The sequence below is a fragment of the Kitasatospora sp. NPDC048365 genome, from assembly GCF_043200835.1.
GTDB classification, from domain to species: domain Bacteria; phylum Actinomycetota; class Actinomycetes; order Streptomycetales; family Streptomycetaceae; genus Kitasatospora; species Kitasatospora terrestris.
In genome coordinates, this window is sequence record NZ_JBICYJ010000001.1 from 108529 (window position 1) to 130315 (window position 21787).

The 21787-nt window shown below is 75.2% G+C and carries 13 protein-coding genes; 11 read left to right on the plus strand and 2 right to left on the minus strand.

Annotation, left to right across the window (positions count from 1 at the left end):
- Nucleotides 1-209: 209 nt before the first annotated feature.
- From ACGFX4_RS00530 to moeZ, 4 genes are all read left to right on the plus strand, one after another.
- On the plus strand, nucleotides 210-1772 hold the full coding sequence (locus ACGFX4_RS00530; RefSeq protein WP_393068973.1) for a DUF3492 domain-containing protein: 1563 nt from the start codon (nucleotides 210-212) through the stop codon (nucleotides 1770-1772).
- On the plus strand, nucleotides 1769-2794 hold the full coding sequence (locus tag ACGFX4_RS00535) for a hypothetical protein (protein WP_393068974.1): 1026 nt from the start codon (nucleotides 1769-1771) through the stop codon (nucleotides 2792-2794). The genes ACGFX4_RS00530 and ACGFX4_RS00535 overlap by 4 nt, the downstream gene beginning before the upstream one ends.
- An 85-nt stretch (nucleotides 2795-2879) precedes the next feature.
- Nucleotides 2880-3827, plus strand: coding sequence for an NAD-dependent epimerase/dehydratase family protein (locus tag ACGFX4_RS00540; protein ID WP_393068976.1), 948 nt, complete (start codon nucleotides 2880-2882; stop codon nucleotides 3825-3827).
- Between the two features lie 131 nt (nucleotides 3828-3958).
- Complete coding sequence (moeZ, locus tag ACGFX4_RS00545) at nucleotides 3959-5137, plus strand: adenylyltransferase/sulfurtransferase MoeZ (RefSeq protein ID WP_393068977.1); 1179 nt, start codon at nucleotides 3959-3961, stop codon at nucleotides 5135-5137.
- Between the two features lie 80 nt (nucleotides 5138-5217).
- On the opposite strand, the gene ACGFX4_RS00550 is transcribed toward moeZ, so the two are convergent.
- Nucleotides 5218-7923: a flippase-like domain-containing protein gene (locus ACGFX4_RS00550; protein WP_393068979.1), complete on the minus strand. Its 2706-nt coding sequence runs from the start codon at nucleotides 7921-7923 to the stop codon at nucleotides 5218-5220.
- A 144-nt stretch (nucleotides 7924-8067) separates the two neighbouring features.
- On the opposite strand from ACGFX4_RS00550, the gene ACGFX4_RS00555 reads away from it, so the two are divergent.
- The 4 genes from ACGFX4_RS00555 (at nucleotide 8068) to ACGFX4_RS00570 (ending at nucleotide 16457) form a co-directional block, all read left to right on the plus strand.
- Entirely contained in the window at nucleotides 8068-8421 is a 354-nt protein-coding gene (locus ACGFX4_RS00555) for an MGMT family protein (protein ID WP_393068980.1), read from the plus strand.
- Between the two features lie 127 nt (nucleotides 8422-8548).
- Nucleotides 8549-11818, plus strand: coding sequence for an ATP-dependent helicase (locus ACGFX4_RS00560; protein WP_393068981.1), 3270 nt, complete (start codon nucleotides 8549-8551; stop codon nucleotides 11816-11818).
- Nucleotides 11819-11846: 28 nt separating this feature from the next.
- On the plus strand, nucleotides 11847-15044 hold the full coding sequence (locus tag ACGFX4_RS00565) for a UvrD-helicase domain-containing protein (protein WP_393068983.1): 3198 nt from the start codon (nucleotides 11847-11849) through the stop codon (nucleotides 15042-15044).
- A 261-nt stretch (nucleotides 15045-15305) separates the two neighbouring features.
- The gene (locus tag ACGFX4_RS00570) at nucleotides 15306-16457 is read left to right on the plus strand and encodes a PP2C family protein-serine/threonine phosphatase (RefSeq protein WP_393068985.1); all 1152 of its coding nucleotides are present in this window, start codon (nucleotides 15306-15308) and stop codon (nucleotides 16455-16457) included.
- Here the strand turns inward: ACGFX4_RS00570 and ACGFX4_RS00575 are convergent.
- Entirely contained in the window at nucleotides 16454-17407 is a 954-nt protein-coding gene (locus ACGFX4_RS00575; RefSeq protein WP_393068987.1) for an endonuclease/exonuclease/phosphatase family protein, read from the minus strand. The genes ACGFX4_RS00570 and ACGFX4_RS00575 overlap by 4 nt on opposite strands.
- Nucleotides 17408-17514: 107 nt before the next feature.
- Between ACGFX4_RS00575 and ACGFX4_RS00580 the strand changes: the two genes are divergently transcribed.
- The 3 genes from ACGFX4_RS00580 to ACGFX4_RS00590 are packed head-to-tail and all read left to right on the plus strand — an operon-like array spanning nucleotide 17515 to nucleotide 21742.
- Complete coding sequence (locus ACGFX4_RS00580) at nucleotides 17515-18120, plus strand: PadR family transcriptional regulator (RefSeq protein WP_345698872.1); 606 nt, start codon at nucleotides 17515-17517, stop codon at nucleotides 18118-18120.
- A 14-nt stretch (nucleotides 18121-18134) separates the two neighbouring features.
- Entirely contained in the window at nucleotides 18135-18899 is a 765-nt protein-coding gene (locus ACGFX4_RS00585) for an ABC transporter ATP-binding protein (RefSeq protein ID WP_393068989.1), read from the plus strand.
- Nucleotides 18896-21742, plus strand: a complete 2847-nt coding sequence (locus tag ACGFX4_RS00590; RefSeq protein WP_393068991.1) for an FtsX-like permease family protein — start codon at nucleotides 18896-18898, stop codon at nucleotides 21740-21742. The genes ACGFX4_RS00585 and ACGFX4_RS00590 overlap by 4 nt, the downstream gene beginning before the upstream one ends.
- Nucleotides 21743-21787 lie beyond the last annotated feature (45 nt).

The following is a 21787-nucleotide window of genomic DNA, read 5'->3' on the forward strand; positions in this document are numbered from 1 at the left end:
GGCGGTCGGCGGTCCTAGGGGCGCCTCGGTGGCGCTCTACCGTCGTGTTGTCAGACCGAACAGGTGTGGGGGGCGCAGACGAGGGGCGGCGGTCGCGGGGAGCGGCCGCCCGGCCCGCGGTCGTCCGCTTCCGAGTGCCGGTGCCACCAGCCGATAGGTGGACGGACTCCCTGTCTCGTCGTGGATCCCGAGTCCGCCATGGAGGCGTCGTGCGCATCGCTCTGCTCACCGAGGGCACCCAGGCCCATGCACAGCGTGGCGACGGCGGCTGGTGCGGCCGCCTGGTCGAGGGGCTGCCCGAGCACGAGTTCCGGCTCTACCGGCTGGTCCGGGCCGGCCGGCCGGCCGCCCCGACCGGCGTCCCCGGCCTGCGCGGCGTGCACGAGCTGCCGATGTGGGGCCGCCGCCCCGGCGGCCGCGGGCCCGCCCTGCACCGGCGACGGGCGTACGGCCGCGCGTACGAGGAACTGGTCCGCTCGCTCGTCGTCCCCGGCGACCGGGCGCTGTTCGGGCCCGCGCTCCACCGCCTCGCCGAACTGACCCGGGACGACGACGCGCTGCCCGCGTACCTCTCCTCCGGCCACGCCCAGCGGGTGCTGGAGAAGGTCTGGCGCTCGCCCGGCGCCGACACCGCCGCCGGACAGCCCCAGGTCCGCGACGTCCTGGTCGCCGCCGACCTGCTGGAGCAGTGCCTGCGGCCGCTCTCCGCGCCCTGGTACGGCACCGGCACGGCCGGCCTCGGCGGCGCCGACCTCTGCCACGTGGTCGGCGGCGGACCGGCCGCCCTGCCCGCGCTGGTCGCCCGGCAGCTCCACGGCGTCCCCTTCGTCGTCACCGAGCACGGCCTCCACCTGCGCGAGCAGTACCGCAGCTACCGCACCGCGCCCTACCGCTGGCCGGTCCGCGCCCTGCTGCTCGCCTTCTTCCGTCAGCTCACCGAGGAGACCTACCGGCACGCCGCCGTCCTCACCCCCGGCAGCACCTACGACCAGCAGTGGCAGCGCCGCTGCGGCGCCGACCCCGCCCGCACCCGCATCGTCCACGAGGGCACCCCGGCCGTCGCCCGGGCCGCCGCCGGGCCGGAACCCGAGAAGCCCACGCTGGTCTGGGCCGGCGCGCTGGAGCCCGGACGGGACCCGGAACTGATGCTGCACGCGTTCGCCCGGGTCCGGGCCGAACTGCCCGACGCCGAACTGCGGATGTACGGGGAGGAGGGCGTCCCCGGGTACCGCGGGCACTGCGAGGCCATCGCCGGGAAGCTCGGCATCGCCGGCGCCGTCCGGTTCGAGGGCCGGCCGGACGCCACCGCCCCGATGTGGGAGACCGGCAGCGCCGTCGTCTTCACCGCACTCGCGCAGCGCAGCCCCAGACTGCTCGCCGACGCCATGCTCAGCGGACGGGCCGTCGTCTCCACCGAGGTCGGCGTGGCACCCGAGATGCTCGGGCCCAGCGGGCTGCTGGTGCCGCCGCGCAGCCCGCAGGCGCTCGCCGCGGCCTGCCTGGCGCTGCTCGGCGACGCCGAACGGCGGGCCCGGCTCGGGCTCGCCGGGCGGCTGCGCGCGCAGGAACGCTTCGCGGTCGAGCCGGTGGTCGGCGCCTTCCGGGAGATCTACCTGGAGCTGGTCTCCCGCTTCCCGGCCTTCCCGGCCGGGGCCGCGCAGCCCTTCGCCCGGCCCGCCGAGTACTGGGTCGCGGGGGAGACGCCGGCGGCTGCCACGGCCCCCGCGAGGCCCACCGGAGCCAGGCCCACGGCACTCGCGGAGGCGGTGTGACGGGCGCCGACCCGGTGCGGGAGCTGCTCCACGCGCACCGGGAGCTGTGCGAGCAGGCCGTCGACGTCCTCGACATCGCCGCCGGGCTGGAGGACGCCGGGATCGGACCCGAGAGCGCCGCGCGTTACCGGCACGCGGACGTCTTCGGCCTCGCCGAGGAACTCCACGCCCGCGTCCCCCACCGGCCCGGCGCCCCGGGCGGGCCCCCGCCCGCCGTCCGGCGGCGCACCCGGGCGGCGGACGCCACCCGGTCGGCGCTGCTCCACCTCGTCCCCGTCGCCGTCCTCGCCCTCGCCGCCGGCCACCCGGCCGCCCCCGCCCTCGCCACCGCCGCCGGCACCGCCGCGCTCACCACCCTGGACCACCCCCGCCGCCGGCCGAACCCGGCGGGTGCGCGGCACGGCGGTGCCCGCCCCCAGGGCAGCTCGCCCGCCGGGCGGGAACGGCCTCCGGCCGGGAGGGTCGTGCGGCCTTCGGGGGCCTGGGCGGGTGCCGGGTGGAGCCGTCTGTGGGCGGCGGTGGGGGTCTCGGTGGTGTTGGTCGTGGTGGCGCGGGGGTCGGTGGGGTTCGGGGTGGCGGCGGCGGTGGGGGCGGGGGCGGCGCGGTGGTGGGTGGGGTGGGCGCGGGGGGTCGGGCGGGTGCAGGTGGGGTCGGCGGTGACGATCGCGGAGTTCGGGGCGCGGATGCGCCCGGTGCTGCCGGTCGCGGTGCTGGCGCAGGTGGTGCTGGCCGCGGTGCTCGTGGCGGCCCCGCGCGGCGGGGCCGACGCGGCCGTGTGGGCGGGGCAGGGGGCGCTCGCGGTGCTGCTGCTCCTGGCCGGGGTGGTGCGGGTGTGCGGCCGGCCGGCGGTCGCCGCGGTCGGGGTGCTGGTGGCGGCGGCGGGGGTGGTGCTGGTGGTGCTGCGGGGTGATCCCGCGCTCGCCGTGCCGGCGGGCTGCGCGGTGCCGGTGGCGGTGCTGCTGCCGTACGCGTGGCTGCTGCTGGGGCGGCCGGGGTCGCACCGGCCCGGGCCGCCCGCCTGACGGACATGTGATGGACAACCGAGAACTGCAAGCAATCGCCGGGCCGGGGAAATCCGGCCGGGCCTCGTGGAAGGACACACGCCCGATGAGGGTGCTGCTGCTGGGTGCCGACGGTTTCATCGGCCGCCGGGTCGCCGATCGTCTGCTGGTGGAGGACGGCCTGCAGACGACGGTGCTGGGCCGACGGGATTCGGCCGACATCCGCTTCGACCTGACGACGGGCAGTCCGGGGGCACTGGCCCGGTTCCTGGACGCGGTGGCGCCGCAGGTGGTGATCAACTGCGCGGGGGCGACGTACGGCACCTCGCGGGCGCTGATCCGGGCGAACACGCTGGCGGTGGCGACGGTCTGCGAGGCGATCCGGCGCAGTCGCGAGCCGGCCAGGCTGGTGCACATCGGGTCGGCGGCGGAGTACGGGCCGGTGCCGCCGGCGGGGCCGATCCCGGAGAGCGCCGAGCCGCGGCCGGTGGGCCCGTACGGGGTGTCGAAGCTGGCGGGGACGGAGCTGGTGCTGGCGTCCGGGCTGGACGCGCTGGTGCTGCGGATCTTCGACGTGGTGGGCCCGGGTTCGCCGACGGCGTCGCTGTTCGGGCGCCTGGCGGAGGGCCTGCGGCGGGCGCTGGAGCAGGACGAGCACCAGGTGCGGATGCCGGACCTGTCCGGATACCGGGATTTCGTGGACGTCCGGGACGTCGCCCGGGCGGTGCAGGCGGCGGCGGTGTCGGCGGCCACCGGGGTGATCAACATCGGCAGCGGGCACGCGGTGCGGGCCCGGGAGGCGGCGCAGCTGCTGGTCCGGGCCTCGGGTTTCGAGGGGCAGGTGACCGAGGACGCGCGCCAGGTGGTGCTGCCCGCGCAGGCGGCGTCGGGCGCGGACCCCGGGCGGCAGCTGGACGCCCGGCCGGTGCTGGAGCCGGTGCAGTGGCGGCAGGCGGACGTGCGGACGGCGCGGGACCGTCTCGGCTGGCGGACGCAGGTGCCGCTGGAGGAGTCGCTGGGCGACGTCTGGCTGGAGACGGCCTGCCGGGTCTGACCTGGGGCGGGGGTCCGGTCCCAGCATCCGGTGTCGGGCATCTCACGTGCTGGAACGCTTGTCTCGGAATACCCCGGGCACGTGACACTGTTGGCGTAGTCAATTGTGAACTGACGACCATCGGAGTCCCCGTGTCGCTGCCACCCCTGGTCGAGCCGGCCGCCGAGCTCACCGTCGACGAGGTCCGCCGGTACTCCCGCCACCTGATCATCCCCGACGTGGGCATGGACGGGCAGAAGCGGCTGAAGAACGCCAAGGTGCTGTGCGTCGGTGCCGGTGGCCTCGGCTCGCCCGCCCTGATGTACCTGGCCGCCGCCGGTGTCGGCACGCTCGGCATCGTCGAGTTCGACACCGTCGACGAGTCCAACCTGCAGCGCCAGATCATCCACGGCCAGTCCGACATCGGGCGCTCCAAGGGCGAGTCCGCGCGCGACTCGGTCAAGGAGATCAACCCGTACGTCGACGTGATCCTCCACGACGAGCGTCTCGACAACGACAACGTCATGGAGATCTTCTCCGGCTACGACCTGATCGTGGACGGCACCGACAACTTCGCCACCCGGTACCTGGTGAACGACGCCGCGGTGCTGCTCGGCAAGCCGTACGTGTGGGGCTCGATCTACCGCTTCGACGGCCAGGCGTCGGTGTTCTGGGCCGAGCACGGCCCGTGCTACCGCTGCCTCTACCCGGAGGCGCCGCCGCCGGGCATGGTCCCGTCCTGCGCCGAGGGCGGCGTGCTGGGCGTGCTGTGCGCGTCCATCGGCTCGATCCAGGTCACCGAGGCGATCAAGCTGCTGGCCGGGGTCGGCGAGCCGCTGGTCGGCCGACTGATGATCTACGACGCCCTGGAGATGCAGTACCGCCAGGTGAAGGTCCGCAAGGACCCGAACTGCGTGCTCTGCGGCGACAACCCGACCGTCACCGAGCTCATCGACTACGAGGCCTTCTGCGGCGTCGTGTCGGAGGAGGCCCAGGCGGCCGCCATGGGCTCGACGATCACCTCCAAGCAGCTCAAGGAGTGGATCGACGAGGGCGAGAACATCGACATCATCGATGTCCGCGAGGTCAACGAGTACGAGATCGTCTCGATCCCGGGCGCGCGGCTGATCCCGAAGAACGAGTTCCTGATGGGCAACGCCCTGCAGGATCTGCCGCAGGACAAGCGGATCGTGCTGCACTGCAAGACCGGTGTCCGCTCGGCCGAGGTGCTGGCCGTGCTGAAGTCCGCGGGCTTCGCGGACGCGGTGCACCTGGGCGGCGGCGTGATCGGCTGGGTCAACCAGATCGAGCCGCAGAAGCCGGTGTACTAAAGAGCTCGAACGGAAGGGCCCGGGGCGCACGCCCCCGGGCCCTTCCGTCGTTCTGCGGCCGGTCCGTTCTGCGGCCGGGTCTAGAGCGCGCCCTTGCGCTGGAGCACGTTGTAGGCGATCCAGCCGGGCGCCACCGGCAGCCAGAAGGTGAGCAGGCGGTAGAGGAAGACCGCCGGGGTGGCGGCGGTGGCGGGCACGCCGGCCACCGTGAGCGCGGCGATCAGGGCGATCTCGACCGGGCCGATGCCGCCCGGGGTGGGGATCGCCGAGCCGGCCGCGTTGGCGGTCAGGAAGACCACCGCGACGGCCGCGAAGGTGACGTGCGCGCCGCCGCCGAAGGCCTGCACCGAGGCGTCCAGGCAGGCGGTGAAGGAGAGCGTCAGCAGCAGGATCCCGCCGAAGCCGGTGACCAGCTTGGACGGGGTCTGCATCAGGTCGAGCATCCGCGGCACCACGCCGAAGAACAGCACCCGCAGCCGGTTCACCACGAAGCGCCGCAGCGGCGACACCGCCGCGATCACCAGCGCCAGCACGGCGGCGGACAGCACGCCGATGATCACCGCGCGGGAGGCGCCCAGGTCGCCGTTGGTCTGGGTGCCGGTGATCAGGCCGAAGGAGAACAGCAGCAGCAGGTGCCCGGCCAGGCCGGCCAGCTGCGAGGCGCCGACGCTGGCCACCGCCTGCACCGGCCGGATGCCGGCCTTCTGCAGGTAGCGGGTGTTGAGCGCGATGCCGCCGACCGCGGCGGGCGCGACCAGCTTCACGAAGGAGCCGGCCAGCTGCGCGGCCACCGTCCGGCCGAACGGCAGCCGCTCCGGGACGAAGCCGGTCAGGCTCATCGAGGCGGCGACGTAGCTGGTCGCGGAGGCGAGCAGGGCGAGCGAGGCCCAGGCCCAGTTCATCTCGGAGACCTTGAACTGGTCCGGCCGGATGGTGGTGACCGCCAGGTAGGCGGCGAAGGTGAGCGCCACCACCATGATCAGCGTCTTGGGCTTGAGCCGCTCCAGCTTGGCCGGGGCGATCGGCGCCTCCGGGGCGATCTGGAGGATCTGGCCGCGGATCCGGCTCAGCAGGTCCTCGCCTGCGACGGCGATGTCCTCCTCCGCCTGCTGCTGGGTCTTCACCCCCGCCGCGACCTGCTCCAGGGCCAGCGCCTGGGCGGCGGCCTTCCGCTCCTTGGTCATCTTCTGCAGGTCGGCGCGGGTCTGCCGGCTCAGGCCGACCGGCTGGAGCAGCGGCAGCGAGTCCGCGACCCGGGTCGGGCCGAGCACCCGGTTGGCGACCGCCACCGCCCGCTCCGGGCCGACCCGCAGCGCGAAGGTGGTGAGCAGCTGGGCGACGTCGATCCGCAGCGTCAGGTCGCCGGCCGCGATGTCGCCGCCGGAGAGGTTGACCAGGCAGCCGGTCTTCTCGTCCACCGCCAGCAGCGACTCGCCGGTCAGCCGGCGGTGGGCGATCCGGCGCTCGTGCAGGGTGCCGACCGACTCCCAGAACGAGGCCATCACCTCGTCGGTGATCTCCTCGTCCGTCAGCTCGTCGAGGGTGCGGCCGGCCACGTTCTCGTAGACCAGGATCGCGGCGTCCGGGCCGAGCTCGGAGGTGGCCACCAGCTGTGGGGCCCGGGCCCCGGAGGCGGCGGCCGCGTACGCGATCAGGGCCTCCTGTTCGAGGGCCTGGCGCAGCGACTGGGGGCTGCGGCGGACCGCCACCGAGCGCAGCCGCAGACGGCGCCAGGCGCGGTAGAAGAAGCCGGAGGCCTGCTGCTCGCGGTCGATGATGTGGACGTCCAGCAGCGGGCCGTGCTGCTGGGTGACCAGGTAGCGGCGGGTGCCGCCGGGCGCGTCCGGGGCGGTGTGGGCGGCGGACGGCGTGAAGCCGACCTTGCGCAGGCCGACCATCAGGCTCTTGCCGGTCGGCCGGATGTTCGGCGAGCCGATCGCGTACAGCGTGCCGTACGCCACGGACCAGCCGATCAGCACGGTGAGGATCAGCGACAGCGGGGTGGTGTAGCCGCTGATCAGCTCGGTCGCGCCGCTGAGGATCACCACCACCCACAGCGCCACCCGCCAGCGGGGTCTGGAGGACATCCCGACGGCGGTCATGTAGGCGATCACCGGCGCCAGGTAGCCGTGCACCGGGTCGGTCAGGGTGTCCCCGCCGCCCGGGGGGAACTGGGTCAGCGCGTTGCGGATCGCGTCCGGGGCGCTCGCCGCCACCCACCAGTCCACGCCCAGCGAGACGCCGTACGCCAGCACCGAGGCGAGCACGCCGTCGGCGACCCGCAGGCCGTCCCGCTTGATCAGCCGCTCCACCGCGAACGCCAGCGGCACCGCCAGCACCGCCACGCTGGAGACCAGCGCGGCGATGGTGGAGAGCACGCTCGGGATGTGCTTGGCGTTGGCGGTGATGTCGCTCTCGATGCCGGTGGTGGTGGAGACCGCCACCTGCGCGAGGACGAACACCGCGATGATGCCGAGCACACCGGCGGTGAACCGGATCAGGTCCGAGGGGCGGTGCGCCCGCGGCGGCAGCAGCGGTTCGTCGACCGCCAGGTGCTCGCCGGTCGGCTCCTCGTCCGGTCCGGTGTCGTCAGGGACCACCCCGTCAGGTGGTCCGTCGTACGCGACCACGTTCTCGTCCTCCCCCGTGCCCGCCTCCGGAACCGGTCCGGCGGGTGTCTTGTGCAGTGAGACGGCGGGTGGCTCGACCTGCGGGTGTTGCGCAGAACCGTCGGTCGCGGACTCCTCGGAGCCCTCGTCCACGTTCAATTCTGCCGTCCCGGTCATCTGGTCTTGTCCTCGTATCACCACGCACTGCCCCGAAGATGCTGCCATGCCGGACGGTCCGGTGCCGGGCAGGGGGCGCATCAGGCGCGGCGGATCGCCCGCTCGGGGCCCTGGAAATCGACCGGATGGGGAAGAATGCGGCGGATGACCGAGAGTACGCGCGAGGACGGCCCCGACGGCGCGGACGACGGCGCGGAGCTGCCGCCGTTCGCGGAGGCCGTGCTCGACCTCACCGAGCGGATCCCACCGGGCCGGGTGATGACCTACGGCGACGTCGCCGAGTACCTCGGCCAGGGCGGCCCGCGCCAGGTCGGCCGGGTGATGGCCCTCTACGGCGGCGCCGTGCCCTGGTGGCGGGTGATCCGCGCCGACGGCCGCCCGCTGCCCGGCCACGAGCACCGGGCCCTGCCCGAGTACCGCGCCGAGGGCACCCCGCTGCGCACGGTCGGCGACTCGCTCCGGGTCGACCTGCGGCAGGCCCGCTGGGACGGGCGATAGTCGTCTCTTTTTCGCCCGATCCCGTGCGCGGGACGGGGTTGTCGGTGCAGGATCGTAGGCTCGGTGCGGGCGAGGTCCGTTGCGACCCCGCCCCGCACATGCCCTGGTACAACCCGTCTGGACCGCAGTGACCCCGCCCTTCCGCCTGGTACGCAGCCCCCTCGCACAGCCCGAGCCGCCCACCCTGGACCCGTACCAGCAGGCGGTGGTCGAGCACGCCGGTGGGCCGCTGCTGGTGCTGGCCGGGCCCGGTACGGGCAAGACCACCACGCTGGTCGAGGCCGTCACCCGGCGGATAGCGGACGGCACCGATCCCGAGCGGATCCTGGTCCTCACCTTCAGCCGCAAGGCGGCGATGGAGCTGCGCGACCGGATGACCGCCCGGGTCGCCGCAGGCGTCGCCGTGCCGCAGGCGACCACCTTCCACTCCTTCTGCTACGCGCTGCTGCGCTCCCACCAGGACCCGGAGGAGTACGCCGAGCCGCTGCGGCTGCTCTCCGGCCCCGAGCAGGACGTGATGGTCCGCGAGCTGCTGGCCGGCGACGCGGAGGACGCCAGGGCCGGCGTCGGCCGGATCGGCTGGCCGCTCGACCTGCGGGCCTGCCTGACCACCCGCGGGTTCGCCGACGAGGTCCGGGCGGTCCTCGCGCGCAGCCGCGAGCTCGGGCTCGGCGAGCACGAGCTGGCCCGCTTCGCCGAGGGCGTCCAGCGGCCCGACTGGGCGGCCGCCGCGCACTTCCTGGCGGACTACCTGGACGTCCTCGACATGCGGGGGGTGCTGGACTACGCGGAGCTGGTCCACCGGGCCGTGCTGCTCGCCGAACGCCCGGAGGTCGGCGACGCGCTGCGCGGCCGGTACGACGTGGTCTTCGTCGACGAGTACCAGGACACCGACCCCTCCCAGGTGCGGCTGCTGAAGCAGCTCGCCGGCGGCGGCCGCGACCTGGTCGCGGTCGGCGACCCGGACCAGTCGATCTACGCCTTCCGCGGCGCCGACATCAACGGCATCCTCGACTTCCCCGACGCCTTCCGGCGGGCCGACGGCCGGCCGGCCGAGGTGGCGGTGCTGCGGGTGTCCCGGCGGTCCGGGGCGGTGCTGCTGGCCGCCTCGCGGGAGCTCACCCGGCGGATGCCGATGGGCCGGCTGCCCGCCGACAAGCTCGCCCAGCACCGCGCGCTGCTGCCCTCCCGCGAGGGCGGGGCGGTCGAGGTGTACACCTACCCGACCCCCGGCGCGGAACTGGACTCGGTCGCCGACCTGCTCCGCCGGGCGCACCTGGAGGACGGGGTGCCCTGGGGCGAGATGGCGGTGCTGGTCCGCGCCGGCGGGCGGACCATCCCCGGCGTCCGGCGGGCGCTGGGCGCGGCCGGCGTGCCGCTGGAGATCGACGGCGACGACATCCCGCTGCGCGACGAGCCCGGCGTGGTGCCGCTGCTGACCGCGCTCCGGGTCTGCGCGGAGCCGGCCGAGTCGATGACCGTCGACATCGCGCACATCCTGCTCACCGGCCCGATGGGCGGCCTGGACGGCTCCGACCTGCGGCGGCTCGGACGAGCCCTGCGCGAAGAGGCTCGAGCCGAGGGCCACGTGGTCGTCGCCCCGGCCGAAGCGCTGATCCGGGACGCCCTCGCGGAGCCCGAGCGGCTGATGCTCCTGGACGGCCACCACGCCCGCCGCGCCCGCGAGCTCGGGACGCTGCTGCGCAAGGTCCGGGAGCTGCTGGCCGGCGGCGGGGGCGCCGAGGACGCGCTGTGGGAGCTGTGGGACGGCAGCCGCCGCTGGCGCGAGCGGCTGGAGCGGGCCGCCCTGCGCGGCGGCACCGGCGGCCGCAACGCCGACCGGGACCTGGACGCGCTGTGCGCGCTGTTCGAGACCGCCGCGCGGGCGGAGGAGCAGGTGGCGGGCCACCGCAGCGCACTGGACCTGCTCGCCGAGCTGGAGGCGCAGGACATCGCCGCCGACACCCTCACCGTGCGCGCCGTGCGGCCGGACGCGGTCCGGCTGATGACCGCGCACCGCTCGAAGGGCCTGGAGTGGCGGGTGGTCGTGGTGGCCGGCGTCCAGGACGGCCTCTGGCCGGATCTCCGCCGCCGCGGCTCCCTGCTGGAGGCCGACCGGATCGGCCGGGACGGCCTCGCCGAACCGCTCACCCCGGCCGCGCTGCTCGCGGAGGAGCGGCGCCTCTTCTACACCGCGGCCACCCGCGCCAAGGACCGGCTGATCGTCACCGCGGTGAAGGCCCCCGCCGAGGACGGCGACGAGCCGTCCCGCTTCCTGCGCGAGCTGTACCGGGAGGAGCTCGACCCGCGGACCGGCAAGGTGCGCTCCCGCACGCCCCAGGTGACCGTCGCCGAGGTGACCAGCCGGCCGCGGCGGCCGCTGTCGGTGTCCGCCCTGGTGGCGGAGCTGCGCGCGGTCACCGTCGACCCGGCCCGCTCGCCGGAGCTGCGCCGGGCGGCGGCCGAGCGGCTCGCCCGCCTGGCGTCCGCGCTCGACGAGGACGGCCACCCGCTGGTCCCCTCCGCGCACCCCGACCGCTGGTGGGGCCTGGACGAGCAGACCGCCGCGCCCGAGCCGCTGCGGGCGGACGGCGTACCGGTCCGGCTGTCCGGCAGCGGCCTGGAACAGCTCGACAACTGCGCGCTCCAGTGGTTCCTGGAGAAGGACGTGAAGGCCGGCAGCACCACCACCGCCGCCCAGGGCTTCGGCAACGTCGTCCACGCGCTGGCCGACGAGGTCGGCTCCGGCCGCACCCCCGCCGACCTCGCCGTCCTGATGGAGCGGCTGGACACGGTGTGGGACGCGCTGGCCTTCGACGCGCCGTGGAAGTCGCAGCAGGAGAAGACCGAGGCCCGGGCGGCCCTGGAGCGCTTCCTGCACTGGCACGTGCTGGAGCGGGAACGCACCACCGTCGCCACCGAGCACGGCTTCGACCTGACCCTGGACGTCGGCGGGATCGCGGTCCGCATCCGCGGCTCGATGGACCGCGTCGAGCGGGACGCGGCGGGCCGCGCGTACGTCGTCGACTTCAAGACCGGCAAGCAGATCCCGACCGAGAAGTCGCTGCCCGAGCACAAGCAGCTCGCCGTCTACCAGCTGGCCGTGCGCGGCGGCGCGCTGGACGGGCTGCCCGGCTTCGACGACGGCGCCGCCGCCACCCCGGGCGGCGCGGAGCTGGTGCACCTGCGCGAGCCCGCCAAGGGCGAGCCGGAGGCGCCCAAGGTGCAGCAGCAGCTGCCCGCCGAGGGCGAGCCGTGGATCGAGAACCTGCTGGCCGAGTCGGCCGGCCGGGTGCTCGCCGAGCGCTTCGTGCCCACGGCGGGGGAGGGCTGCGCCCGCTGCGCGTTCCGCGGCAGCTGCTCCGCCCAGCGGGACGGACGCCAGCTTGTCGACTGAGCCGGGCCACCCTCGCGCGTCGCTTACGGTGGGGGGCGTGCTCAGCGATCCCGAGGAACTCAAGGAGCTGCTCGGGATCCCGTTCAACCCCGAGCAGATGCGGGCCATCGGCGCGCCGCTGGAGCCCGCCGTGATCGTGGCGGGCGCCGGGTCGGGCAAGACCACGGTGATGGCGGCCCGGGTGGTGTGGCTGGTCGGCTCCGGCGCGGTCCGCCCCGAGCAGGTGCTGGGCCTGACCTTCACCAACAAGGCCGCCGGCGAGCTCGCCGAGCGGGTGCGCACCGCGCTGCTGCGCGCCCGCGTCCTGGACCCGGACGAGGACGCCCTCGGCGAGCCGCAGATCTCCACCTACCACGCGTTCGCCGGCACCCTGCTCAAGGAGCACGGCCTGCGCCTGGGGATAGAGCCGGACGTCCGGCTGCTCGCCGACGCGACCCGCTTCCAGCTCGCCGCCAAGGTGCTGCGCTCGGCGCGCGGCCCGTACCCGGCGCTGAGCGGGACCTTCTCCACCCTGGTCGCCGAGCTGATCGCGCTCGACTCCGAGCTGGCCGAGCACCTGGTCGCCCCGGAGCGGCTGCGCGACCACGACTCCGGGCTGCTCGACACCCTCGCCACCAAGAAGTTGAGCAACGAGGACCTGCGCGCCGTCCCGAAGGCGGCCCGGGCCCGGCTGGAGCTGCTGGAGCTGGTCGAGGACTACCGGCGGCGCAAGCGGGCCGCCGGGCTGATGGACTTCGGCGACCAGATCGCCGCCTCCGCCCGGCTCGCCCAGGAGCGGCCGGAGGTCGGCCGGCTGCTGCGCGCCCAGTACCGGGTGGTGCTGCTGGACGAGTACCAGGACACCTCGGTCGCCCAGCGGCTGATGCTGTCCGGCCTGTTCGGCGGCGCGCACAGCACCGGGCACCCGGTGACCGCGGTCGGCGACCCCTGCCAGGCGATCTACGGCTGGCGCGGTGCCTCGGTCGCCAACCTGGACGACTTCCCGGCGCACTTCCCGAAGCAGGACGGCTCCCCGGGCGCCCGGTACGCGCTCAGCGAGAACCGGCGCAGCGGCGGCCGCCTGCTGGCGTTCGCCAACCACCTGGCCGCGCCGCTGCGCGAGATGCACGAGGGCGTGGAGGCGCTGCGCCCGGCGCCCGGCGCTGAGCGGGACGGCTTCGTCCGGGCCGCGCTGCTGCCCACCCACGTGGAGGAGGTGGCGTGGCTGGGCGACCGGATCGCGCACCTGGTCCGCACCGGGACGGCGCCGGGCCGGATCGCGGTGCTGTGCCGGGCGGGCAGCGCCTTCCCGGACATCCACGCGGCGCTGGTCGCCCGGGACGTGCCGGTCGAGGTGGTGGGCCTCGGCGGGCTGCTGCAACTGCCCGAGGTGGCGGACCTGGTGGCGGTCTGCGAGGTGCTGCAGGACCCGACCGCCAACGCGGCGCTGGTCCGGCTGCTGATCGGCCCGCGCTGGCGGATCGGCCCGCGCGACCTGGCGCTGCTCGGCCGCCGGGCCGCCGACCTGGTCCGCACCGCCCGCCCGGACGGCAGCGACCCGCTGGCGGCGGCGGTCGCCGAGACCGACCCGACCGAGGTGGTCTCGCTCGCCGACGCCCTGGAGACCTTCCTCGACGCGGAACAGCCCGACGAGCTGCCGTTCTCCCCGGAGGCCAAGGTCCGCTTCGCGCGCCTGGCCCGGGAGGTCCGCGAGCTGCGCCGGGCGCTGGCCGAGCCGCTGATGGACGTGCTGCACCGGGTGCTCGCGGTGACCGGCCTGGAGGTGGAGCTGTCCGCGTCGCCGCTGGCGCTGGCCGCCCGTCGGCGGGAGACCCTGCACGCCTTCCTGGACATCGCGGCGGGCTTCGCCGACCTGGACGGCGACCCGGGCCTGGCCGCGTTCCTGGCGTTCCTGCGGGCCGCCCAGGAGTACGAGCGCGGCCTGGACAACAGCCTGCCCGGCGGCGAGGACACCGTGAAGGTGCTGACCGCGCACAAGTCCAAGGGCCTGGAGTGGGACGTGGTCGCCGTCCCCGGGCTGGTCAAGGACGCCTTCCCCAGCAACAAGGGCCGCGAGCGCTGGACCAGCACCAAGAAGGTGCTGCCGCACGCGCTGCGCGGCGACGCCGCCACCCTGCCCGCCGACCCGGAGTGGACCGGCAAGGGCATGGGCCTGTTCAAGCAGGCGATGACCCGGCACTCGGCGGTCGAGGAACTGCGGCTCGGCTACGTCGCGTTCACCCGGCCGCGGTCGCTGCTGCTGGCCTCCGGGCACTGGTGGGGGCCGAGCCAGAAGCGCCGGCGCGGCCCGTCCTCCTTCCTGCTGGAGCTGAGGGCGCACTGCGAGCGGGAGGCGGGCAACGGCGAGTTGGACGTCTGGGCCGAGGAGCCGCTGCCGGACGCCGAGAACCCGGCGTTCGCGGTCTCGGTGGAGACCCCGTGGCCGCTGCCGCTGAACCCGGCCGCGCAGACCTCCCGGCGGCGGGTGGCGGACGTGGTCCGGGCCCGGCTGGCCGGACTGCCCGCGCCCGAGCCGGAGCGGATGGCGGTCGAGGACCAGCGCCTGGTCGCCTCCTGGGACCGCGATCTCGGCGCGCTGCTGGGCGAGTTGGAGCGCTCCCGGCGGACCGTGCGGGACGTCGAGCTGCCCGCCTCGCTCTCCGCCACCCAGCTGCTGCGCCTCGCCGCCGACCCGGACGGCTTCGCCGCCGAGCTGGCCCGGCCGATGCCCCGCCCGCCCGCGCCCGCCGCCCGCCGGGGCACCCGCTTCCACGCCTGGGTGCAGGCGCGGTTCGACCAGCCGCTGCTGCTCGGCCCGGACGCGCTGCCCGGCCTGGACGAGGACGGCATCGAGGACGAGAAGGACCTGGAACGGCTGAAGGAGGCCTTCCTGCGCGGCCCCTACGCGGGCCGCCGGCCGTACCGGGTCGAAGAACCGTTCCAACTGGTGCTGGCGGGGCGGGTGGTGCGCGGCCGGATCGACGCGGTGTACCGCGACCGTGACGGTGGCTCAGCGTCACCGGAGCCGTACCGGTACGAAGTGGTCGACTGGAAGACCAACCGCGAGGAGAGCGCGGACCCGCTGCAGCTCGCCGTCTACCGGCTGGCCTGGGCGGAGCGGATCGGCGTCCCGGCCGAGCAGGTCACGGCGTCGTTCCTCTACGTGCGCAGTGGCCGGATCGTGAGACCGTCCGGACTTCCCGACCGAAAAGAGTTGAGCGAGCTCCTGATCGGGAATAGCTCATAAGAAGTCACTCAGAGCATCCAAGTCGTCACAAGATCGAGCGAAACCTGTGCGCTGTGCACGTTTCGCGCCTATTGTGGGGTCGGTAACCGGTCATCCCCCCGTACTCCGGCCGCCGGCAGGGGCTCAGCCCCTGACTTTCCGTCATCACCGCAGGTGTCCACCGGCACCGGCCACCTTCCGCTGGAGAGACCGACGTTGAGCGCGACCGGATGGATCAGGGACAGATTCACCGGCCCGCCCCCGGGGGGCGTGCCGGGCACCGTGACGGGCACCTGGCCGAAGACCTCCCACGCCCTGCCGCTGATCGGCATGGTGCTGGTGGTCTCCCTCGACTACTTCACCAACAGCGAGGTGACCGTCGAGCCGGCGATCACCGCCATTCCCGCGCTGGCCGCCGTGGTCAGCCGGCGGACCTGGTACCCGCTCTTCATCGGCGCCGTCGCCGAGCTCTGCTCCTTCCTGATGGCCTGGTACAACGGCGTGCTCGGCGAGTCCGTGCACACCGCGACCGTGCTCGCCGTCGCCCTGGTCGCCGGGATCGGGTACGTCAGCGCCACCCTGCGGCTGCGCCAGGAGCAGGCGCTGGCCGACGCCCGGCTGGTCGCCGACATCGCCCGGCGGGTGCTGCTGCGCCCAGTTCCCGACCGGGTCGGCAGCGTCCGGGCCGCCGTCCACTACGCGGCCGCCGCCGCCCAGGCCTCGATCGGCGGCGACCTGTACGAGGTGGTCAACACCCGGCACGGCGTCCGGGCCGTGGTCGGCGACGTCCGCGGCAAGGGGCTCGCCGCGGTGGAGACCGCGGCGGCCGTGCTCGGCGCGTTCCGCGAGGCCGCGCACCAGGAGCCGGCCCTCGACCGGGTCGCCGGCTGGCTCGCGGTCAGCCTCGACCGCGCCCTGCACGAGACCGACCACCCCGGGGTGGAGGAGGAGTTCGTCACCCTGGTGCTGATCGGCGTCTGCCCGGACGGCTCGGTGGAGATCGTCAACTGCGGCCACCCGGCGCCGCTGCTGCTCACCGCCGACGGCTGCCGGGCGGTGGAGCCGGACGAGCCGGTGCCGCCGCTCGGCGTGCTCGACCCGGCGGACGTCCGGCCGCCCGTCCAGCGGGTCGCCGTGCAGCCGGGGGACCGGGTGCTGCTCTACACCGACGGCGTGATCGAGGCCCGCGACCACCGCGGCTCCTTCTACCCGCTCGCCGGCCGGATCGGCGAACTCGCCGTCGGCGGGCCGGTCGAGGTGCTCCGGCGCCTCCACGAGGACGTCGTCCGCCACGTCGGCCACAAGCTGGGCGACGACGCGGCGATGCTGCTGCTGCAGTACGAGCCCCTGGCCCCCGGGCTTCCGCAGCCCCGGCAGGGCCGCGAGGCCCTGCCGGACAGCGGCCCCGCCGTGGGGCGCGCCACCGGTTCCTAGATCCGTACGTCGACGACCAGCGGCCGGTGGTCGGAGACCGCGGTGCGGGGGGCCGCGACCGAGCCGACGGCGGTGCGGGGGACGCCGATGCCGAGGATGTGGTCGAACTGGACCGCCGGCCGGTGCGACGGGTATGTGGGGGTGCGGGCCAGGTCGTACCAGCCCTGGAGGCGCGGGCGCGGCTCGCGGGTGCGGCGCCGCCGCAGCCCGGTCCGCGCCTGCCGGGCGTTGCGGACGCGCTCGCGCGAGGTGGTGCGCTCGATCGCGGCGGCGCTCCCGAGCACGGTCCGCGGCACCGCGCCGATCAGGTTGAAGTCGCCGAGCACCAGGTACGGCTGGGGCAGGTCGGCGATCCAGCGGCGGATCCCGGCGAGCTGGGCGACGTTCCAGCCGGGCACGAAGGACAGGTGCGCGGCGACCACGGTGAACGGCCCCTCGCTGCCTTCCAGGACGGCGGCGATCGCCGCCCGCGGCTCGTCCGGGACGGGCGTCAGCCCGCGCCGGCCCGCGACCTTCAGCGGCAGGCCGAACGGTGCGGGCGCGAACCGGCGGGCCCGCCAGTGCCGCACCGGGAGCCGGGTGAGCAGCGCGGTGCCGTACGAGGGCTGGCCGGTGGCGGTGTCGACCTCGGCGGGGCCGTACACCTGGAGGCCGGGGACGGCGGGGTCGGGGAGCCAGCCGGAGAGCGGTGCGGGGGTGCCGTGCAGGGCGGCGGCGAACCGCCAGTCCGCGGCGCCCATCGCCTTGGCGGCGACGGCGGCCTGGTCGACGAAGCCGGAGCGCTCCTGGTACCGGTCGACCTCCTGGAGCGCGAGCACGTCCGCGTCCAGGTCGGCAACCGCTTCGCCGAGCGGGGCGCCGGCGTCGGCGGGGTAGGGGTCCGGGCTGCCGTCGGCGGCCAGCGGCTGACCGTGCAGCAGGTTGTAGGTCGCGATGCGCAGATGGCTCACCGGACTCACGGTACCGGCTGCGCGTGAACGTCCTGTTGCCAACGGCCCTCCGTCGTGCGAGGGGGTGCGTTGCCGGACGCCGTGCATACCGGGTATACATACTCGGTATGTCGATCCGTCACGGCCTGCTCGCCCTGCTCGACCAGGGCCCGCGCTACGGCTACCAATTGCGCACCGAGTTCGAGGCCCGTACCGGCGCCACCTGGCCGCTCAACGTCGGCCAGGTCTACACCACGCTGGGGCGCCTGGAGCGCGACGGCCTGGTGGAGCCCGCCGGTGAGGACGCCGAGGGCCACCAGTTCTACGCCGTCACCGAGGAAGGACGTGCAGAACTGCGCCGCTGGTTCGACAGCCCGGTGCAGCGGACCAACCCGCCGCGAGACGAGCTGGCGATCAAGCTGGCGATGGCCGTCACCGTGCCCGGGGTGGACGTCACCGCCGTGGTGCAGGGGCAGCGCCGGCACAGCATGCAGGCGCTGCAGGACTACACCCGGCTGAAGGGCCAGGCACTGGTCAACGACACGGGGGCCGGCGAGGACCTGGCGTGGCTGCTGGTGCTGGAGCAACTGATCTTCCAGGCCGAGGCGGAGATCCGCTGGCTCGACCACTGCGAGACCCGGCTGGCCCGGCACGCGGAGCGTGCGCGGGCCGAGGTACCCGCAACCACCGAGGCGCCGGCGAACGCCCCGCGCCGCCGCAGCCGCATCCGATGAACATGGGGGAAGCCATGAGTACAACCCAGTCCCAGGCCCCGGTCCTGCACCTGGAGCAGGTCAGCCGGGTGCACGGCCACGGTGCCGCCGAGGTGCACGCGCTGCGCGCTGTCGACCTGAAGGTGCACCCGGGCGAACTGGTCGCCGTGATGGGCCCGTCCGGGTCCGGCAAGTCCACCCTGCTCACCCTGGCCGGCGGCCTCGACACGCCGACCGGCGGCCGGGTCCTGGTCGAGGGCACCGACCTCGGCGCGCTGTCCCGCAAGCAGCAGGCGGCGGTGCGCCGCCGCTCGGTCGGGTACGTGTTCCAGGACTACAACCTGATACCGGCGCTGACCGCCGCCGAGAACATCGCGCTGCCCCGCGAGCTGGACGGCGTCTCCGCCCGGGCCGCCCGCCGGGAGGCGCTGGCCGCGCTGGAGGAGCTCGGCATCGCCGAGCTCGCCGACCGCTTCCCGGACGACATGTCCGGCGGCCAGCAGCAGCGCGTCGCGATCGCCCGCGCGCTGATCGGCGACCGCCGCCTGGTGCTGGCGGACGAGCCGACCGGCGCCCTGGACTCCACCACCGGCGAGACGGTGCTGGCCGTGCTGCGGGCCCGCTGCGACGCCGGCGCGGCCGCGATGCTGGTCACCCACGAGGCGCGGCACGCCGCCTGGGCGGACCGCGTGGTCTTCCTGCGCGACGGCCGGATGGTCGACGAGACCGCCAACACGGACGCCGCGGGCCTGCTGGTCGCCGCCGCGACCAACAGCGTGAAGGGCGGCGACGAGGCGTGAGGATCACCGCCTGGCGGGCCGCCCTGCGGATCGCCCGCCGTGACGCGATGCGGGCCAAGGGCCGCTCCGCCCTGGTCCTGGCCATGATCGCGCTGCCGGTGCTCGGCGTGGCCGGCGTGGACGTGGTCGCCCGCAGCGCCCAGCTGGAGCCCGCGGAGCAGGCCGTCCGGATGATGGGCGGGGCCGACGCCCTGGTCTCGGTCAGCGGGCGCGGCATGACCGTGCTGCAGGCCCCCAACCACCGCGCGGAGACCCAGTCGGTGGGCCCGACCGAGGGGAAGTCCCCCACCCCCGAGCAGAAGCGCAGCTCCGAGACCGAGCCCGACGCGCTGCTCCCGCAGCTGCTGCCGCCCGGCACCACCCTGGTCCCGGTGCCGTTCGGCCCCCGGGCCTCCGCCACCACCAAGGAGGGCCGGCTCTCCGTCGGCACCACCGAGGCCGACCTGACCGACCCGGTCTGGCGCGGTCTGCTGAACGTGGTCGAGGGCGCCGCCCCGAGCGGGGACCGCCAGGTCGCCGCCACCCGGGCCTTCCTCGACCAGTCCGGCCTGCGGATCGGTGACTCCACCGCCCTGCGCGGGCTGGAGGCCACCCCGTACACCATCACCGGCATGGTCGAGTACCCCGACGACCTGGGCTCGGTCGAACTCGTGGCCCGCCCGGGCGGGTTGATCGCCGCGCTGGACAAGGCCCGCGGCTCCGAGCAGGGCGACCGGGGGAACCCCGGCCACGGCGGCGACTGGCTGGTGAAGCTGCCCGCCGGGCAGACCCTGGGCTGGCCGCAGGTGCTGGAGCTCAACAAGTACGGCTTCGGCGCCACCAGCCGCACCGTGCTGCTGGACCCGCCGGCCCGCTCCGAGGTGCCGCTGTACGCCTACCAGGCGCAGCACGGCTACGACACCACCCGGATCGACGCCGCCGCGCTCGCCGTGGTCGGCACCGTGGTCGGCATGGCCCTGCTGGAGATCGTGCTGCTGGCCGGCCCGGCCTTCGCGGTCGGCGCCCGCCGCTCGCGCCGCCAGCTCGGACTGATCGCGGCCGGCGGCGGCGACCGCTCGCACGTACGGGCCGTGGTGCTCGGCGGCGGCGTGGTGCTCGGCCTGGCCGGCGCCGTGGTCGGCGTGGTGCTCGCGGTGGTGCTGGTCGCGGTCGGCCGCCCCTGGCTGGAGGAGTGGGGCGGCCAGCGCTTCGGCCACTTCGACCTGCAGCCGCTGGACCTGCTCGGCATCGCCGCGGTCGGCCTGGTCACCGGCCTGCTGGCGGCCGTGGTGCCGGCCGTCCAGGCCGCCCGGCAGAACGTGGTGGAGGCGCTCACCGGCCGCGGCTCGCTCAAGCCCGCCAACCGCTGGATCGCGATGCTGGGCCTCGTGATGGTCGCCGGCGGCGCCGCGCTCGCGCTGCTCGGCAGCGCCCTCGGCGCGGGCCGCGGCCTGCCGGTGCTCGGCGGCTCGGTGATCGCCGAGCTCGGCATGGTGCTGTGCACCCCGGTCCTGGTCGGCCTGTTCGGCCGGCTCGGCCGACTGCTCCCGCTCAGCCCCCGGCTGGCGCTGCGCGACGCGGTCCGCCACCGCGGCCGGACCGCCCCCGCGGTGGCCGCCGTGATGGCCGCGGTGGCCGGCTCGGTCGCCGTCGGCATCTACACCACCAGCTCCGACGAGCAGAACCGCCGCGAGTACGTGGCCACCGTCCCCTCGGGCGCCGTGGTCCTGCGGGCCGGCTGGAACCCCGATTCCATCGCCCAGCTGCCGCAGCTGAGGGCCGCCGTCGAGCAGTCGATCTCCGACCTCGGCCCGCGCGGCGACACCTACGACGTCAGCTACGGCGGCGACTGCCGCAAGGCGCCCGGCAGCTGCGGCGAGGTGAGGCCGAAGCTGCCCGCGGAGCTGCGCTGCCCCGCCGACGAGCTGCAGGACGCCGGCGAGGTCGGCGTCAGCCGGCCGACGGACGACCCGCGCTGCCGCCTCCACGGCGGCCGGGAGGCCCGGTACGGCATGTCGCTCGGCGACGCGACCGTGCTGCACAACCTCTTCGCGGTCCACGACCCCGCCGCCGAGCAGGCCCTCGCCCAGGGCAAGGCGGTGGTCTTCGACCAGCAGTACGTCAAGGACGGCAAGCTGATCCTGGCCCTCACCGAGCCGATGCGCAGCGAGGAGGAGGCCAAGGCGATGGCCGAGGGACGCCGGCTCCGTCCGGTCACCCACGAGATCACCGTGGACGCGGTGTACGTCGCGCCCACGATGCCCGGTGAACTCGCCCTGCTCACCCCGCAGGCGGCCCGCGCCGTCGGGCTGAGCGCGGCCGAGTCCGGGTCGGTCTGGCTGCCCGCGGCGGCTCCGACCGGGGTCGCCCAGCAGCGGGCCGACGCGGCGCTCTCCAAGGTCGACGAGGACGCCTTCCTCCAGGTCGAGCGTGGCTACGAGGGCGGACGCGACCTGTACGCGCTCGGCCTGACCGGCTTCGCCGCCCTGGTCGCGCTCGGCGCGGCCGGCATCGCCACCGGCCTGGCCTCCGCCGACTCGCAGAACGACCTGGCCACCCTGGCCGCGGTCGGGGCGACCGGCGGGATCCGGCGACGGCTGTCCGGCTTCCAGTGCGGGGTGATCGCCGCCATGGGCGCGGTGCTCGGCACCCTGTGCGGCGTCGTCCCGGCGGTCGCGCTGCGCCGGCTGGAGGCCGCCTCGCAGAGCGCGGTCATGGAGGCCGGCGGCATCCCCCGGGAGACCGTGATCGCCTTCCCGTGGCTGAACCTGGGCCTCACGCTGATCGTGCTGCCCGCGCTCGCCTGCGGCCTCGCGATGCTGGTCACCCGCTCCCGGCTGGTGCTGGCCCGCCGCGCGGGCTGACGGGCACGGCCGACGGGCTGCGGCCCGCCCCCGGGTGACGGTCGT

What these genes read in the sequence shown, in the direction of transcription:
- ACGFX4_RS00540 (WP_393068976.1), top strand. Translation starts at nt 2,880, where the DNA reads ATGAGGGTGCTGCTGCTGGGTGCCGACGGTTTCATCGGCCGCCGGGTC.
- ACGFX4_RS00555 (WP_393068980.1), top strand. Translation starts at nt 8,068, where the DNA reads ATGACCGAGAGTACGCGCGAGGACGGCCCCGACGGCGCGGACGACGGC.
- ACGFX4_RS00580 (WP_345698872.1), top strand. Translation starts at nt 17,515, where the DNA reads ATGTCGATCCGTCACGGCCTGCTCGCCCTGCTCGACCAGGGCCCGCGC.
- ACGFX4_RS00550 (WP_393068979.1), bottom strand. Translation starts at nt 7,923, where the DNA reads ATGACCGGGACGGCAGAATTGAACGTGGACGAGGGCTCCGAGGAGTCC.
- ACGFX4_RS00585 (WP_393068989.1), top strand. Translation starts at nt 18,135, where the DNA reads ATGAGTACAACCCAGTCCCAGGCCCCGGTCCTGCACCTGGAGCAGGTC.